The organism is Carboxylicivirga taeanensis (assembly GCF_051851475.1).
Taxonomy (GTDB): domain Bacteria; phylum Bacteroidota; class Bacteroidia; order Bacteroidales; family Marinilabiliaceae; genus Carboxylicivirga; species Carboxylicivirga taeanensis.
Genome location: NZ_JBPUSJ010000009.1, coordinates 154465 through 171662, shown reverse-complemented (window position 1 = coordinate 171662; position 17198 = coordinate 154465). Strand labels below are relative to the sequence as shown.

At 41.4% G+C, this 17198-nt stretch carries 14 protein-coding genes; 8 read left to right on the top strand and 6 right to left on the bottom strand.

Going from position 1 to position 17198, the window contains the following annotated elements; all coding sequences use genetic code 11:
* Positions 1-149 precede the first annotated feature (149 nt).
* From ACSX1H_RS14000 to folE, 3 genes are all read left to right on the top strand, one after another.
* A complete protein-coding gene (locus ACSX1H_RS14000) occupies positions 150-2132 on the top strand; it encodes a glucosamine-6-phosphate deaminase (RefSeq protein ID WP_439184812.1) in 1983 nt (660 codons plus the stop codon).
* A 726-nt stretch (positions 2133-2858) separates the two neighbouring features.
* Positions 2859-3575 carry a peptidase associated/transthyretin-like domain-containing protein gene (locus ACSX1H_RS13995; protein WP_439184811.1) on the top strand — a complete coding sequence of 239 codons (717 nt, stop codon included), beginning with the start codon at positions 2859-2861 and terminating at the stop codon, positions 3573-3575.
* A gap of 103 nt (positions 3576-3678) precedes the next feature.
* On the top strand, positions 3679-4302 hold the full coding sequence (gene folE / locus ACSX1H_RS13990; protein ID WP_439184809.1) for a GTP cyclohydrolase I FolE: 624 nt from the start codon (positions 3679-3681) through the stop codon (positions 4300-4302).
* A gap of 69 nt (positions 4303-4371) precedes the next feature.
* Here the strand turns inward: folE and ACSX1H_RS13985 are convergent, their stop codons facing one another.
* From ACSX1H_RS13985 to menA, 6 genes are all read right to left on the bottom strand, one after another.
* Positions 4372-4926, bottom strand: a complete 555-nt coding sequence (locus ACSX1H_RS13985; RefSeq protein ID WP_439184807.1) for an outer membrane beta-barrel protein — start codon at positions 4924-4926, stop codon at positions 4372-4374.
* Positions 4927-5104: 178 nt separating this feature from the next.
* Positions 5105-6289 carry a C1 family peptidase gene (locus ACSX1H_RS13980; RefSeq protein WP_439184806.1) on the bottom strand — a complete coding sequence of 395 codons (1185 nt, stop codon included), beginning with the start codon at positions 6287-6289 and terminating at the stop codon, positions 5105-5107.
* Between the two features lie 159 nt (positions 6290-6448).
* Complete coding sequence (locus ACSX1H_RS13975; RefSeq protein ID WP_439184804.1) at positions 6449-8200, bottom strand: glycoside hydrolase domain-containing protein; 1752 nt, start codon at positions 8198-8200, stop codon at positions 6449-6451.
* A gap of 62 nt (positions 8201-8262) precedes the next feature.
* Positions 8263-9339: an AMP-binding protein gene (locus ACSX1H_RS13970; RefSeq protein ID WP_439184803.1), complete on the bottom strand. Its 1077-nt coding sequence runs from the start codon at positions 9337-9339 to the stop codon at positions 8263-8265.
* On the bottom strand, positions 9323-10384 hold the full coding sequence (locus ACSX1H_RS13965; protein ID WP_439184802.1) for an o-succinylbenzoate synthase: 1062 nt from the start codon (positions 10382-10384) through the stop codon (positions 9323-9325). Before ACSX1H_RS13965 ends, ACSX1H_RS13970 begins: the two co-directional genes overlap by 17 nt.
* A 10-nt stretch (positions 10385-10394) precedes the next feature.
* Complete coding sequence (gene menA, locus ACSX1H_RS13960; protein WP_439184801.1) at positions 10395-11297, bottom strand: 1,4-dihydroxy-2-naphthoate octaprenyltransferase; 903 nt, start codon at positions 11295-11297, stop codon at positions 10395-10397.
* A 294-nt stretch (positions 11298-11591) separates the two neighbouring features.
* Between menA and ACSX1H_RS13955 the strand changes: the two genes are divergently transcribed.
* The 5 genes from ACSX1H_RS13955 to ACSX1H_RS13935 all read left to right on the top strand — a co-directional run bounded on the left by ACSX1H_RS13955 (position 11592) and on the right by ACSX1H_RS13935 (position 17040).
* On the top strand, positions 11592-13595 hold the full coding sequence (locus ACSX1H_RS13955) for a methyl-accepting chemotaxis protein (protein ID WP_439184800.1): 2004 nt from the start codon (positions 11592-11594) through the stop codon (positions 13593-13595).
* A gap of 126 nt (positions 13596-13721) precedes the next feature.
* A complete protein-coding gene (murB, locus tag ACSX1H_RS13950) occupies positions 13722-14735 on the top strand; it encodes a UDP-N-acetylmuramate dehydrogenase (protein ID WP_439184799.1) in 1014 nt (337 codons plus the stop codon).
* A gap of 37 nt (positions 14736-14772) precedes the next feature.
* Entirely contained in the window at positions 14773-15840 is a 1068-nt protein-coding gene (gene mltG / locus ACSX1H_RS13945) for an endolytic transglycosylase MltG (protein WP_439184798.1), read from the top strand.
* A 104-nt stretch (positions 15841-15944) separates the two neighbouring features.
* A complete protein-coding gene (locus ACSX1H_RS13940; RefSeq protein ID WP_439184797.1) occupies positions 15945-16577 on the top strand; it encodes a hypothetical protein in 633 nt (210 codons plus the stop codon).
* Positions 16578-16599: 22 nt separating this feature from the next.
* Entirely contained in the window at positions 16600-17040 is a 441-nt protein-coding gene (locus ACSX1H_RS13935) for an SPOR domain-containing protein (protein ID WP_439184796.1), read from the top strand.
* Positions 17041-17198: the final 158 nt, after the last annotated feature.

Sequence of the window (17198 nt, the reverse complement as noted above, 5' to 3'; positions counted from 1 at the left end):
TAAATGTTAAACAATTATGCGAAAGCTTCGCTAACTTTTAAACTATTCTAAATTGGTTATTAAAACTTTCTATTTTTTTTATTTTTAATCATTATAAATTGTAAATTTGCAACTATTCTATAACCAAAAAACTTCAATTTAGAGTAGTTATGATAGAAAAATTCAATCAAAAAATTTCGCCAGCAGGGAAATTTAAGAATGAAGGTTATCACGATGATCCTTATTTAAGAGCTTTGATTACAAAGCATGAGAAAATTTCAACAAAAATTTATGGTTCATCAACCGAAGGTTCAGAAGCTGTTGCTGCCGAAATCGCTTCAATTATCAAAATTAAGGAACTCGAAGGAGGGAAGTGTGTTCTTGGGCTAGCTGTAGGGTCAGCACCTAGTGAAGTTTACTCTGAGTTGATTCGTTTGCATAAGGAAGAAGGTTTAAGCTTCAAAAATGTGGTGGTGTTCAATGTAATGGAGTACTATCCAATCGCTCCTGAAGCATTACAAAGCTTCAACCGCAATATCCGTGAGAAATTTTTGAAGCACGTTGATATCTGCGAAGAGAATATCAATTATTTGGATAGCAGCCTGCCTCAGGAAAAGATTTATGATTTTTGCCGCACTTATGAAGAGAAAATTCAGAAAGTTGGGGGCATCGACATGCAAATCCTGGGTATTGGCCATACCGGTCATATTGGCTTAAATGAGCCTGGTTCATCAGGTAACTCATTAACACGCATTGTTTCACTGGATAACATCACCAGAACCGAAGCAGCTTCAGATTTCTTTGGTATCGACAATGCGCCCCGCAAGGCCATTACCATGGGAGTAAAGACCATTTTGAGTGCTAAGCGCGTACGTGTTTTGGCTTGGGGTGAGGGCAAAGCAGCCATCTTGAAGAAAACGGTTGAAGGCCAGATTACTGAAGAAAATCCGGCTTCATTCCTCCAAAACCATGAGAATTGTAAGATGATTGTGGACGAGGCGGCAGCTGCCGACCTCATTCGTGTACAAACACCTTGGTTAATCGATAGCGTGGAATGGGACGATCGTTTAATCAAAAAGGCAGTGCTATGGTTATGCCAGAAAGTGCAGAAGCCAATTTTGAAACTGACTGATCGCGATTACAATGATAACGGGATGGGTGATATTCTGGCCGAAAGAGGTTCTGCATATCAAACCAATATTCGCATATTTAACGAGTTACAACATACTATCACCGGATGGCCGGGAGGAAAACCCAATGCGGATGATACCAATCGTCCGGAGCGTCAATCTCCAGCTAAGAAACGGGTGATTATTTTTAGTCCACACCCTGATGATGATGTAATTTCGATGGGAGGTACCATGTTGCGCCTGGTTGATCAGGGACATGAAGTACACGTGGCTTATCAGGTATCGGGTAGTATTGCCGTGTCTGATGATGACGTTTTGCGTTATCTGGATTTTATTAGCGATTACGCCACTGGGCTGACTGAAGATGATAAGAAAATTCGCGCAGAGTATGACAAAGTGCGTAAGTTCTTAGCTAACAAGAAGCCTGATCAGATTGATTTACCCGAAGTACGTCGTATTAAAGGGCTGATTAGAGTTGGTGAAGCTAAAGCCGGATGTCGTTACGCGAATGTGAAGGATGAAAATGTACATTTCCTGAATTTACCATTCTATGAGTCGGGGAGTGTTGAGAAACACCCAATGGGTAAAGCTGACGTGAAGATTGTAGCCGACCTGATTAAGGAAGTGAAACCACATCAGATTTTCGCAGCAGGTGATTTATCTGACCCACACGGAACGCACCGTGTATGTTTGGATGCCATTTTTCAGGCCATTGATGTGTTGAAGAAAGAAGAGTGGATGAAGGATTGTTGGGTTTGGTTGTACCGTGGTGCCTGGCACGAGTGGGAAATCCACAATATCGAAATGGCGGTGCCAATCAGCCCGGATGAGCTAATGCGTAAGCGAAATGCCATCTTCAAGCACCAGTCGCAAAAAGATGGTGCGATGTTCCTGGGCGGTGATAACCGTGAATTCTGGCAGCGTGCTGAGGATCGTAACCGTGGAACAGCTCAACTTTATAATGAATTGGGTATGGCTGAATATGAAGCTGTAGAGGCCTTTGTCCGTTACGAGTTTCTATAAAGATTAAAAGTCTAAAAGTAAGGTGTCTATTAAGACACCTTGCAAAAATAAAAAGAGGCTACCTTTTGGGGTAGCCTCTTTCTTTTCCTTCTAACCTTAACTCAAATCCAAATCTATGAAAAATCTTAACTCTTATCTATAACATATCAAGATTTAAATAGTTCATTTTGATATAAAAAAAGAGGAATGTTTGACTTTTCAAACATTCCTTCTTCAACCTAACCTTAACCCTAACTTATGAAGAAAGCTTCATAAATCTTTATACTCAATTCGCATTAATAAAGTTCAGTATTAATTAAATCAAATGCAATGATTTAAACATTTTTAACGCGAGTTCGTACTTCTAAACAACAATATGTATTTCCCTAATTGTTTATTCACACATTTTAACAAATACAAATATGCCGCTTTTTTGATTAATTCAAAAGTTTTTCTCTAAAAAAACTTGTTGCACCAATGCTAAACCATTGGTCACTTTTACGAAGATTGACTTAAGAAGTTAGGCATTAGTTCTTTGTCGATAATTGGTGTGGTTTCTTAGTGAGGCATAGTGTTGGAGTTAGGGGAAGTTGTGAGTGAGAGTTTTTATGTAGCAGCTTTATACAGTCCGTTTTAATCTAGTGGGATACACTGTAATGTGAGTCAGGGATCAGTTATTATCCAACCAAATGGACTTTAATTTGTTAGATAGAAAGAGTAATAATTACTAACCTATTTTTTGTTACTATGAAAATCGCTAGGCTCATTATAATGCTACTTGTGGTTCCCTTTTGTTTGCATGCCCAGGAGGAAAGGCAAGATTCAATAAAAATTACCGGTGTCGTTTTTGAAAAAGATAGTCTTACCATCTTGCCGTATTCCCGATTTAATTTAGAAATGAAGGATTATGCTTCTGATGAGAGAGGGCAGTTCTCGTTTTGGGCGCATCAGGGTGAAGTTGTTCGTTTCTCATATATGGGGTTTAAAGACACCTATATTCAAATTAATGACTCTCTGAAACACAAAAACTATCTTCTCGGTGTGTTTCTTTCTCGCGATACCATACAGATTAGTGAGGTGATTGTAACTCCACGTTTCGAGCGCCTCTCTTTAGAAGCTAAAACCATGCCGCTGGTGATTACTCCTGAGATGGCCTATGCCACCAACAATGTGAGGTCGTCAACCCGGCAGGCGCTGACACAGGCGCCATTAAAAATGGACGCAGAGATGAATCAGCGCATGGTGCTGCAGGAGCGCACCTGGAGTACTGTGTATAAAACTCAGATACCACCGAGCCAAACAGTGGGTGTAACCTCCGAAAACCTGGCACTTATGCGTTTATTTATGCCTCAGGATGAACAGAAAATACAGGAGATAACCCCAAGGCCCCTCAATCGGAATGAGCTGGAGCTGATACTGCGTATATACGAGCAACGGACGCAAAAAGCGCTCCCTATCCCATAAAGGACCAAAATGATTATATAATTCAGATAAAAATCAGTTATAATTTAAAAGAAAATAGGCAATTTTGCAGCTCGCAAGAGTATGCTCTATCAAAAATCGCATAATGGAATTTACTTTAAACGGAAATAAAGGGTATTCAAAAGTTGAATCATATGACGATGACACAACCAATGAACTGTCTGTGCATTATCATAAAATAATAGAATCGTTAGGCGAAGATCCATCTCGTGAAGGCTTAGAAAAGACGCCTTTACGCGTTGCTAAAGCCATGCAGTTTTTGACGCAAGGTTACCACATGGATCCTGAGGAAATTATCAAGTCGGCTATGTTTCGCGAAGACTATCAGCAAATGGTGGTGGTTAAGGATATTGAATTGTATTCGATGTGCGAGCATCACATGCTGCCATTTTTTGGTAAAGCGCATGTGGCCTATATTCCCCGGCATCATATTACCGGGTTGAGCAAGCTGGCTAGAGTAGTGGAGGCATTTGCCCGTCGCTTGCAGGTGCAAGAGCGCTTAACTACGCAAATAAAGGAGTGTATTCAAAATACACTTAATCCTTTGGGAGTGGCGGTAGTGATCGAAGCGCAGCACATGTGCATGCAGATGCGAGGTGTTCAAAAGCAGCATTCTGTTACAACCACCTCCGATTTTACAGGAGCTTTTCAAAAGAATCTGGCTACACGGGAAGAGTTTATGAAAATCATTAGTGCCAACCTGCATTAATAAAATACGGAACAAAGAAAGCCCTTCAATATGAAATTGAGGGGCTTTTTTTAAGTTATGCTGTTGGGTTTAAAAAAACAGAACAGCTCCCAGTTGCAGATACTCTGAGCGAAAGTCAGCATCGGTTTGATTAACCAGACCCCAGGTATAGCGGGCCTCAACACCAAGCATCAGAAACTTAAAGCCAATGCCCAAATGTGCTCCTGCATCTATAGTAGAAAAATCGCTTACATCGGTTCCTGGTTCTTTAGTATCAGAGGAACCACCAAGCTTGAGTGCTCCATTAACGCCCCCTAAGGCGTACACTGGACCCAACTTTAGTTTTAACGAAAGAGGGATGCTTAGATAGTGTAATTTTAGTTCTTCATCGCCACTTTTGCCACCTAATTGGAAATATTCAATACCTGAATCCCACTTCAGCAAGGGCACGATGTTATTACTTCTAAAAAAGCCTACATAGAAGCCGTTAAGGGGATCGTCAAAAACTTTACTTCCATCGAGCATGAATATGCTGTTTTGATAACCAGCGCGAATCCCTTTCCCATCCGGGCCATCGTCAGCTTTAAGGTCGAAATTGATGCTCATAACCAGAAGGGTTAGGCAGATAATGTACAAGCGTCTCATAGCAGGTGATTTAAAGTTTGTAAAAAAAAAAGACTAATTTACTCAAAGCTGTTTAGAAAGTAAACCTTTAGTGCTGCATGGTTTCAAATTTAGGAGCTGAGAGCTGCCTTCTGTGAGACAAAAAAAAGGGCTGTCCGGATGAAAACGGACAACCCTTTTTATTAATATCTTATAAAAACTATTTAATACCTAGTTTCTTTTTCAACTCTTTTGTAAGTGCATTTTTATTAATCATGATGGACATTGTTTTGTACTTCACAAAAGCTTCTGAGGCATAGAAGTAGCCATCGTACTTGTTGTTGGTATTCCATGAGTTTTTCACTTTGAAATACTTTGTGCCGTTTTGGTCTTTCACCATGCCGGTAATTTGCATGCCATGGTCATCGGTTGTTTGATAGTTGTCAAACGCTTCCTGACGCATTTCAGCAGTAATTTCTTTTTCTTTTACAGGCTTGTCAAAGCTATACAGCATTTTATTTCTGTCGGCACGCGACATGGTTTCCCAGCGAGAACGTTCTGATCCAGACATTTCTTTAGCATCGCTTTCCGGTACAATGGCAACCCCGTTGGTGTGGGAGAATCCTTTCTCACTCACGTCAGCCGCCCAACCAATCGTGTATCCGTTTTCGAGAGAGTGCTCAAAAATAGTCATCAAATCATCAAGTGTTACATTGTACACTTCGCCCCACAACCAGTTATCGGGCACCTCAATAATAAACGATTCGTAGGTAGGGTGGTGTGTATAGGAGCTTACCTGAATGTAATCATCCATATCCAGTCCTACCTTCTCCTTCATATAGGTTTGAGGCGTGTATGTTTTACCCTCTACCTCAAATGATGCAGGCTCCTCGCCCAGATAGGCATCCAAAACGCCGTTAAAGCCTTTTTTCCAGGCTGTACTTAGTTTTTTGTTTTTATTGGTGATAACTGCGTCAACATAATTTTTTAGCACTGCGTCCATTTCACCATGCACGTGAGATTCTTCGCCATATGCTAATCCATTATAGGCGCTCTCTGGCACCATGCCGTATTTTTTCATTACATACACCACATCCTGAAAGGCACCACCTGGACCAAAATTAAGTGAACCATGCAGACGCACATACTTTTCCGCTTTGTCAGCATAGCAGTGACGCACGACAAACATTTCAGAAAGGTTGCTTGGCTCTTTGCCAATACGAATCATTTCTGATTCGAAAAAACCCAAAGCAGAGAAGCTCCAGCACGTTCCTGAGCGGTGTTGATCCTTCACGCTTGTTGCTTCTAAATCATAAATAGTTTCAAACTGATAGCCTTTTGTTTGGTCTTGCGCTGATAACGACAAACAAACCAGGCCTAATAGCATTGTTGATAGTAGTTTCATAAGCTTATATTAATTGCAAAAATTATCTTGAGATGTGCATATGTTATAGTTATCACTGAAATTCATCAGGACACAAATAAAACAAAGATGCACCAAAAGAATAATGACATAATTCATCCGGAACAAGTTTATTGCAGTGATGTACTTGTTGCTATTGCATTAGTTAGCGGATAGCTGGTAGATTAATCTTTGCCCATCGAAAATCATCTGGCTGGCACTCTCGCGTGGGATACGATCAATCACAAAATCACTTAATACTTCATCGAGTAAATCAAGGTTCTGACGACTTTCTTCTGTATCAATAGCCTGCTCTTGCTCGCGGATCAGCATTATTTTTTCAAAATCCTGTATGCCTTCAATCAGGCGCTCAAACCTTATGGAGCTGCGGGCTCCGGGATAAACGAGGTAGTTGCTGCCTGATGAGCGTTTTTTTTGCCGCGCTTCGGTGAGCGCATGTACGTTCCAGTTGTTAAATTCTTCAATATGGATGCCATCAATTCCCTGTGCTGCGGCATACCAACCAAACCAGGTTGCTTCGGCCGATGGAGAATGTAAAAAGATGTTCGGAAAGCTGCTGGAGGCTTCCAGTTCATAAGACGTTTCGTACCCTTGCTGGTGCCTGATTCTGAACCATTCTTTTAAGTTACTGAACTGAGATGGCACATTGGCTGCATACACATCTTTTAGAAGTCCGGTTGTCCATTCATGGGCCAAAAGCTCCAGCTTAATTTGGTTGTTAATTGAAAAGAGGAGTTCTTTTAGACTGCTAACTTCCTCCGTTTGTCCTTCGTTAACCACAAAAACAGTTTTGCCAAACCAACCGTTTTGAGTCAGGTGGTTGATGATTGTGCTATAGCATTCTTTTAGTATATTTTGGTCACTCTCCATTGAGAGGTTTCTAGTCACCCTTTCGTTGGTAGTTGGGTTCCAAAATGTGATGCTGTTATCAATATCCGGTTCATAGGCATAGCAGTCAATTTGCGATGTGATGCCATTGTTTAAGAGGAAATTCATCCAGCGATCAAAATTGGTAAAATCAGCACTTATTCGGCCATCTGCTTTTTGCACCCATTGGACAAGAGGAGTGTTTGTGTCGTTGTTATGATCAAAAAGATAGGCAGTTATGTTTTTTTGTCCGGCCCGTTTCATTAAGTCAATATATGGCTGTAATGCATCAAAGTGCTGTTTTGTCCACAGAGGCGTATCGTGCCACTGCGCCACCGCTAACGGGTTGATGCACATGTTTGTCTGAAAACGCCATGCTTCCGGGGCTGGTAAATGCTTATCAATAATATTAAGCTCTAGCCTCAGTTCCTGTGGCGGATTTTCTTTGGAGTATACTTTAAGAGCCGTTTTGTAGAGGCCGGCATCCGCATCATGAGGTACATTAATTGTTATCCAAAGGGGTCTTACTGTCTGTTCAGCCATGTCCATGCACGGTAATTCGTCCAGCATATCGGGCAGTAAGGTGGAATCTCTGTCCGTCAAATTCTGAGACTGCTCATTGACAAAGGCCGCATCACTCATGATGTAACGAACAAATCGGGTTTGTATAATCTCTTTATCAATGGTATTGCCTTCTTTGGTCGTAAAGTCACTCCACTCGCACTCCACCTGTTTCACATCGTAAGAACTCCACAGCACCACTTGTAAAGAGAGGCTTTCGCCTTTCCAGGCATTGATGCGTCTATCTTTAATTACTGCCTGCATGGGTACTTTCCCTTTAGGGTACTTGCTGTCCCTTGAGCCAAACGAAAGGTGCAAACCACGGCCGGTAGCCTGCCACATTTCCAGGTTCTTTTGGTCGGGATCAGATGGCTCTTTAAAAGTGGAATAACTAATAGGTGGCCTCTGGTTAAAACATGCTGCCGTTAAAATACCTAATAAACTAACAATCAAGTACCTTCTCATTCTTCAGATAATTCAATAAATACAAACAACAAATATAGCATTTTGGCGGGAGCAAGGCTGCTTCAGCACAATAGTTCGTGTAATTTTACTCGCTGGATTTTTCCGGTTTCAGTAAGTGGCAGCTGTGGCAATGTGATAAGCTCCTTAGGTACCTCATATTTTGACAGCATTGAGAAGTTAAAGTCATTTAAGCGAAGGGGCAAATCGGTTTCTATGACTAAAACGACTTTTTGGCCCAGAAGTCTATCCGTTTTCCATGATATGGCAAAGTTGTGGCTGATGTATGGGGTGAGTTTGCTCTCAATACGTTCGGGCATTAGTTTAATGCCGCCAGAGTTAATGATATTGTCATAGCGTCCTAAAATACGAAATTCATTAGCATGGACCTGTTCAACAAGATCGTTGGTACATAACAGTTGTTCATTAATATCTGAAGGCAATATGCACAAGCACCCCCGCTCATCAACATCGATGTTTAGGCCGGGTAATAGCTTAAATAGATTATTATCATTTTTAAGGTTGCGAAGCGCAATATGCGAAACGGTTTCGGTCATTCCGTAGGTTTCCCATATTTCTGTCTGCAAATTATTTAGCTGGTTTGTGGTTGAAGGATGAACACTGCCTCCGCCAATAATGAGTTTCTTAATGGCGTTAATTTTTGAGGGGGAGTTTGCTAGGGCAATTTGCAACTGCATGGGCACCATGGCTGCAAAGTCAATTGACTGGTTGTGGTTTTGCAATGGATTAACAGAAACATCGCCCAAAAAGAGGTTCAAGCCACCCACTAGTGCTCGTATCAACATCATTTTACCTGCAATATACTTGGCCGATAGGCATAGCAAAGCGCTGTTGCCTTTTTGGAGATCGAAAAATTCAATCGTCCGTTTGGCCGAGTGAATCATCGCCTGTTTCTTAACTTCAATTCGTTTGGGCTGTCCTGTACTGCCCGACGTTTGGATGCTGATGAATTCACGTTCATCAAACCATTCCTGAAGGAATTGTCCAATGTGGTGGTTGGCTTCACTATCTGTTCGTAGTAGGTGCTCCGAAAAGCGTATAATAGATTGAATGCCCGACAACACCTGTCCCTCAACAGTTAGAGTGTCATATGTTTTATGGAGGTTAGAGTTCGTCTTCATGGTCATTGAAAATAGTGTCCCAGCATTTATTGGGATCATAATATAATCCTTCTCCTTTCAAATACAAAGGCGAGAGGACGTTATTGCTAAAAACCTGACCGGTACCTAATCCCTGACGGAGCGGATTGTCTTTGGTGGCCACCCAATGCGCAATGGCGTTGAGACCCACATTGGCTTCCAGTGCAGAGGTTGCCCACCACTGTATATTATTGTCTTCGGCAACCGTGATCCATTCATCAGCAGCTTTCAATCCACCTACTAGGCTTGGTTTTAGGATGATGTATTGTGGTTGGATGTCATTAATAAGGGCTGCTTTGGCCTGTGTGCTGTGCAGTCCAATGAGCTCCTCATCCAGTGCAATAGCCAAGGGCGTCTGCCGGCACAGCTGGTACATGGCTTCGTGCTGACCGGCTTTTATGGGTTGTTCAATCGAATGTAACTTAAACTTCGCAAGAGCATCTAACTTGCTCAAGGCCTCACCTGGTGAAAAGGCTCCATTGGCATCCACGCGCAATTCCAACTCATTTTCGGAGTAGCGTTCCCGTATAAATTTAAGCAGCTCCAGCTCCCTGGCAAAGTCAATAGCTCCCACTTTTAATTTGAGACATGAAAAGCCCGACTGTAGCTTTTCCTCTATCCGTGATAGCATTGTGTTGGCATTGCCCATCCATATGAGGCCGTTAATAATTATGGGCTGGTTTCCTTTGCAGAATTCACCTTGGCTCAACTCGAACGGGTGGCCTTGTTCAATACCCATAAAGGCTGTTTCCAAGGCGAAACGCAGAGCAGGAAAATCTTTTAAGGTCGAATGGTAGTTGGTGACGTAATCGTTAATGTTTTGACATACCTGTTTAATCTTATTCTCCAGTTCTGGTGTATCATCAATGCTTAAGCCAGGAATAATTGAGCATTCACCGATGCCAACTGCACCGTCTGCATCCTGTACTTTTATAAACCAGCTGGGTTTTGATGTAAGAATTCCTCTGGAGGTGCCTCCGGCTTCCTTAAACATCATGTTTTGTTTCTTTAACCAGGCTTTCATCATAGTTAGGCTATTACATTATTAGTCCTGTGCCAAACAGTAGTACAAACGCAAGCGTTGATAGCGCTAATTTTTTTAACTCAGGGTCCAGGGCATCAGCTGTGGTAGCTTTACGCACAACAATGAGGTGCCGAACGAAAAGGGGAATACTTAATATAAACAGGAATCTGTATGCATGGGCGCCATTCAGAATTACAAAGGCTAATGAAAGAAGCAAGGCGCCAATAATTAGAACATAATGGTAGCGTTTTGCCCATACCAAGCCATTTTGTACTACGAGTGTGTTTTTATTTGCCAGCTTATCACTTTGCTCATCGCGCATGTTATTAAGATTTAGTACGCCGGTGCTTAATCCACCAACGGCCAGAGCTGGAAAGATAACGGTCCATTCCCATAACTGGCCATGTAAATAAAAGGAACCGGCCACTCCTACGATGCCAAAAAATATTAATACAAAAATGTCGCCTCGTCCTTTATAGCCATAAGGGTTTTTGCCCATTGTATATTTCATAGCGGCAACAATAGAGGCTATGCCAAGCATCACAAACAGGAGGCTCTTAAAGTTGTGAGCATTTCTAAATGCCGAAAAAATTAGCAATAATCCTGATACTAAGGCTAAGGCAGAGAAGCTGCCAATGGCCACTCGCATGCTCGCTGCTGATATTGTTCCGGATTGAACCATGCGTTGTGGGCCCAGCCGTCCCTCGTGGTCGGCCCCGTTGATTGTATCGCCATAATCGTTGGCCAGGTTTGATAAAACCTGTAAGAACAAGGTGGTTATCGAAGCCAAAAGCAATATCGACCAGTTAAATACATTAAAAAACTGAGCTAAGAAGCCACCCATTATTATTGTTGAGAGTGCCAGAGGGAGTGTTCGTAGTCTGAAAGCACTAACCCAAGCGCGAATGTTTGCCATAATACCATTTTAGCACAAAAGTAAATATTTGGAATTAAACAAAGCGATTTCGGCCTCTGAATTCCCATTGGTGAATAGGGGAGCGCTTGGTAGAACAATAGCTGCTTAATGGAAACATCTGAAACTTAACTGGTAGTATTTTTATTTTGCTCATAAGGTACTTGGCGGATGTCAATAAGTTCTTTAACACATAAAAACAAAATTTCATCAAAAAATACAACATGCCTTGTATTATTTACGTAATATAGATTTGAAAATGTGGGAATCTTTAACATAACCGTAAAAGATTTAACTATGAAATGGAATGACTTAAAGCTAAGTAAGAAGTTTTTCCTTGCTTTTGGTGTAATTATTTCCTTATTGCTAGCAACAGGCATGTGGGCTATTTGGGGAATTAATGGAATTGTAGATAATGCCTCTGAGTCAATTGATGGCAATAAACTGCGCAGCGATCTGGAAGGGAAATATGTTGATCACCTTATCTGGGCAAAAGAAGTAAATCGCTTATTAACGGATAATACAGTTAAAGAGCTGAATGTGCAAACCGACCATCATCTTTGTGCTTTTGGTCAGTGGTATTACGGAGATGGTCGTGCGGAGGCGCAGCGTTTAGCACCAGAACTCACATCTTTTTTTGATGAGTTTGAAGAGCCTCACAAACACCTGCACGCTTCGGCCATTAAGGTTGAAGATGCGTTTACGCAAATGGATTGGCATTTGTCGCTGCAGCTAAAGCAAGCAGAGCTCGACCATATTAATTGGATGAATAAGGTAAAGGATGCCATCTTCATCAAAAACAGCCGAAGCATAAATGTGACTAAAGACCCTGCACAATGTAATTTTGGTAAGTGGCTGGCTTCCGATGAGCTCAGGCAGTTGATAAAAGATCATCCCGATATCCAAACGTTTATTAATAGCATAGTTGAGAAGCACGACAAGTTACATACCAGTATCTATGTGGCCGAAAACATGCAGCGTAAAGGAGATAATGCGGGGGCGCGTAATTATTTCAATGCCACAATTATGCGAAATACTGAAAGCGTGCTGGCTGAGTTGAACCAATTGGGGCAATGGAGTGCCGAACACCTGGAAGGGATGGATAAAGCCAATTACATTTATCAGAATGAGACAATGGCGCATTTGGAAACAATGGGGCAGCTCTTCGATAAAACCATTGAAGAATCCAAGAAATATATTCTCACCGATAATGTTATGCTGAGTAAGGCCGAAGGGACACAAACGGTTGTGATGATATTTATTATTGTGGCAGTTATACTTGCCATAGGTTTGGCACTTTTTATTACAGATAGTCTGGTTAAACCCATTAAAAAATCACTTCATTTTGCCAATACTGTGGCTAAAGGGGATTTAACAGCAAAAGTGGATATTGAACAGAAGGATGAGATTGGGCAGTTAGCCAGTGCCTTGGTGAATATGGCAACGCAGTTGCAAAGCATCATCACAAATATCAAAACAGGCTCTGATAATCTGGCTGTAGCCAGTCAGCAGCTAACAGCTGGTGCTCAGCAGATTTCCAGTGGAGTAAACGAGCAGGCGGCTTCAGCCGAAGAAATTTCCTCCTCGATGGAAGAAATGACCGCCAATATTCAACAAAACTCAGCCAATGCCCATCAAGCGATGAAGATGTCGAAAAAAGCATCGGATGCTATGAGTGATGTAGCAGCGGCTTCGGAAAATAGTGTAAATGCGTCGGTTAATATTAATGCTAAAATTAAAGTGATTGTTGAGATTGCGCAACAAACAAATATACTCGCGTTAAACGCTGCCGTTGAAGCGGCTCGTGCCGGCGATAGCGGCAGAGGATTTACAGTTGTTGCTGCCGAAATACGAAAACTGGCTGAGAAAAGTAAGGAAGCCGCCAGCGAAATTGTCAGCCTTGCTAAAACAGGTGCTGAAATATCAGAAAGTTCCAATTCGCTGTTGAGGAAGATCATTCCTGACATTAATAATACTTCCAATTTGGTACAGGAAATAGCCAGTGCCAGCATTGAGCAGGAACAGGGTGTTAATCAGGTTAATGCAGCCATTCAGCAGTTTAGTATGGTCACTCAGCAAAACGCCACGTCAGCCGAAGAAATGGCGGGCAGCTCAGAAGAGTTATCCAGCCAGGCAGCGGAGCTGGACGATTTGATTAAGTACTTTAAAGTTGAAGAAGCGTCTTCGATAAAACTAAATGATGACAGTCAGCAATACAGAAATTACAGCGCTCCCAAGCCGGAGTCGAGTATTGATGAGTTAAGCAAAGCTGTTAAAGAAGAGGAGTATGTTAGTATGTAATTCGAGTTTTTAGTTGATAAGAATAGTTGGGAGGGCATTGGTAGCGCTCCCTTTTTTTGCGATTTTTTTTAATCAAAAATTCCCTCTCTGGTAATTCTTTTATCTTTGCCTTTTCAACTTCAAAATATGATTCAAATACAACAAAACTTTAATCTAAAAACCTATAACACCTTTGGATTTGATGTAACGTGTAGCCACTTTTTGGCTTGCCAGACTGCAGATGAGGTGCAAGAAGCTTTGGTTTACCTGAAAGAAAAAGGCCCGAATTATTTGATTTTGGGCGGGGGGAGTAACGTTTTATTTCGTAACAATTTTGATGGGCTAGTCATTCACCCTGTTATGGATAGCATACAGGTGGTGAGAGAGGACGAGGAACACGTTTGGCTTGAGGCAGAAGCAGGGGTGGAATGGGATCGGTTTGTTGAGTTTTGTATTGATAATCAATGGTATGGTCTTGAGAATTTGTCATACATTCCCGGAAATGTTGGTGCGTCGCCTGTTCAGAATATTGGAGCATACGGTGTGGAAGTAAAAGACTGTATCGAATCAGTAAAAGGGTATTTTATAGATGACATTGTGCCTTTTGAGTTAGACAATAAGGCGTGTCGGTTTGCTTATCGGCAAAGTATTTTCAAGGCAGACTTAAAGCATAAAACCATTATCACTTCGGTTGTATTTAAGCTCAATAAAAAGGCTTCATACAATCTCAATTACGGTCCTGTTAAAGAGGAGGTGCAGAAAAGAGGAGCAATTACTCTGCAGAACCTTCGCTCAGCGATTATTGACATTCGGAAGAGTAAGCTCCCCGAGCCTGATGAGTATGGAAATGCCGGTTCTTTTTTTAAAAATCCGGTGATCGCCAATGAGCAGTTCACCCTTCTTCAGAAACAATATCCAACAATTCCCGGTTATCCTATGGAGCCGAGTCTTGTTAAGGTGCCGGCGGGTTGGTTGATAGAGCAGGCCGGATGGAAAGGGAAATCATTTGGTCCGGCTGCTGTTCATAACAAACAGGCACTGGTGCTCATTAACATTGGAGGCGCCAGCGGGGATGACGTGATGCAGCTGGCAGAAAAAATTATTGGTGAAGTGGCTGATAAATTTGGCATCACCATCGAACCGGAAGTCAATATTGTTTGATTTGTAAATAATTGATATACACCATTAAGAGAAAGTTATGTCTATTAAGCAACGAAATAAAAAAGCCCGATCGAATAAGCTATTTTTACGCCTGTTCTATTTGCTTATTCTGGTAACTCTTGGTGCTCTGCTGCTGGGGCGCTCGTTTTACAATAAAATATTCGACCCTAATGTGATAGTTAAAGAAGGACATGAGTATTTCTATATTCCAAGCGGCTCTGATTTTGAAGACGTTTATGTCGCTCTTGAAGATGGCGGTTACCTAAAAGATGCCAGCTCCTTTAAGTGGGTTGCACAAAAAAAGAATTTCACGGCCGTTAAGCCAGGCAAGTATAAGTTGATTGATAATTGGTCGAACAATCAGTTGGTTAACACATTGCGTTCCGGAAATCAGGTGCCGGTGAGAGTTACTTTTAACAACATCCGAACAATGCCTGAACTGGCCGGTAAAGTAAGCCAATATCTGGAAGCGGACAGTGTGAGCTTTTTAGCTGCTCTTTCTAATGAGCAATTGTTTAAAGATTTGGGTTTTGACAAGGCCACGGCGCCCGCACTTTTCATCCCTGATACCTATGAGCTTTGGTGGAATACAACGCCCGAAAGCTTTATTAAGCGGATGCATAGTGAGCACAATAAATTTTGGACCGAAAAACGGCGCCAGAAGGCTAAGGCGGCGGGCTTAACACCGACAGAAGTAAGCACGCTGGCTGCTATTGTGGATGAAGAAACCATCAAAGCTGATGAAAAGCCAATGGTGGCAGGGTTGTACATTAACCGACTGAATAAAAATATACGTCTTCAGGCTGACCCGACTGTAAAATATGCCTTGGGTGACTTTAGCATTCAACGGGTTTTATCCAAGGATTTAAAAACTGATTCGCCATACAATACATACATTTATGCAGGTCTGCCTCCGGGACCGATTCGTATTCCCTCAGTATCGGGTATTGAGGCGGTCTTGAATTATACCCAGCACGATTATTTATATATGTGTGCCAAAGAAGACTTTTCGGGCTACCATAATTTTGCCAAAACCTTGAAACAGCATAATATAAATGCAGCGAAGTTTCGTCGGGCCCTTAATGCACAACGCATCTATCGGTAATATAATATCCGCCAACTCACTTGTGGTTGATGGGTTAAAGGCTTGATTTTTTATCTATAAATTGCCTACCTTATGTCGATTGAATGTCATATAAAAAAGGCACTATGGAATCCGATAGACGTAAATTACTGATGGCAATTCGTGACCACCTTCAGGTGTGTTTACCAGCTACATTGCAACTGTCAGAAATAGCTGAGGCTCTTAGTTATCAGCAGGAAGACTTTTTGAAATGGATACCAACAACTGATGCACTCTTGATTAATTTGCTTGAACTGCAGAGCGATGAGCTTCGTGAAGTTATGGATTTTGATAAATACGATTCAAGAAGTGCCGTTGATAGCATGATCATTAGCGGACAGGAAATTTATGAGCGATTTGAGCAGCTATCGCCTGCTAAATACCTCTTTGTCCTTAAAATGAATCCGGATTTATACAAGCGTTGTCAGGCCAAAAACTTTATGCTTATTGAGCAGCATTTGCGCAATAATCTGGAAAAAGGAATTGAAAGTGGCGAGTATCGCAACGATGTTGATAATAACGAAATCATTGACAAGTATATGCAGCGAATTAAAGCAATTCATTCACCGGATTATTTAAAATCAGAGCATTTTACATTTGCCAATATTTTTACAAACATTTTTGAAGATTACTTAAAAGAAGTGGCAACAGAAGAAAATTGGCACTATTTTCGCAAAAGAAAGCAATTTTATGAGGCCATCAGCTTTGTTAATAGGTAGTAACATTAAAAATAGTAAACACATGCAATTATTAAAAATCTTAACACTAACTGTTCTTTCTGCTTTTGTAATGTCGTGTGCGTCGCTCAACGGCGGTTCGTCAAGTTTTGATGATAGTGACAGCCCATATGTTAAAGAAGAAACCACTCCGGTTGTTAAGAAAAAGGAGTCGAAAATAGTTGTAAAGGAAGAAAAAGTTAAAGTGGTTGATGAGCAAGAGCATGAAGTTTTTAAATATTATGTTATAATTGGCTCATTCCGTGTATTGGAAAACGCTCAAAATTATAAGCGTCAGCTGCTCAATGAGGGGTTTCTGCCCGTTTTGCTCGAAAATGAAAATGGCTTGTACCGCGTGTCTGTATCGGCTTATAACGAGGAAGATCCTGCTCGTAAACGAATTGGTGCAATTCGCACAGAGTATGACAAATATGATGATGTGTGGCTTCTGATACGCCGCATATAACCATGGCAGTAAAAAGGATAAAAGCCGATACTTTCGTGTCGGCTTTTCCGCGCTCAACAATGATTTAATCATCAGATAAGGTGCATTTTATTCTTTCTACTCAGCAACTTTTTCTATTTTTGCGCATTCAAATACCGAAATAAATATCATACAACATA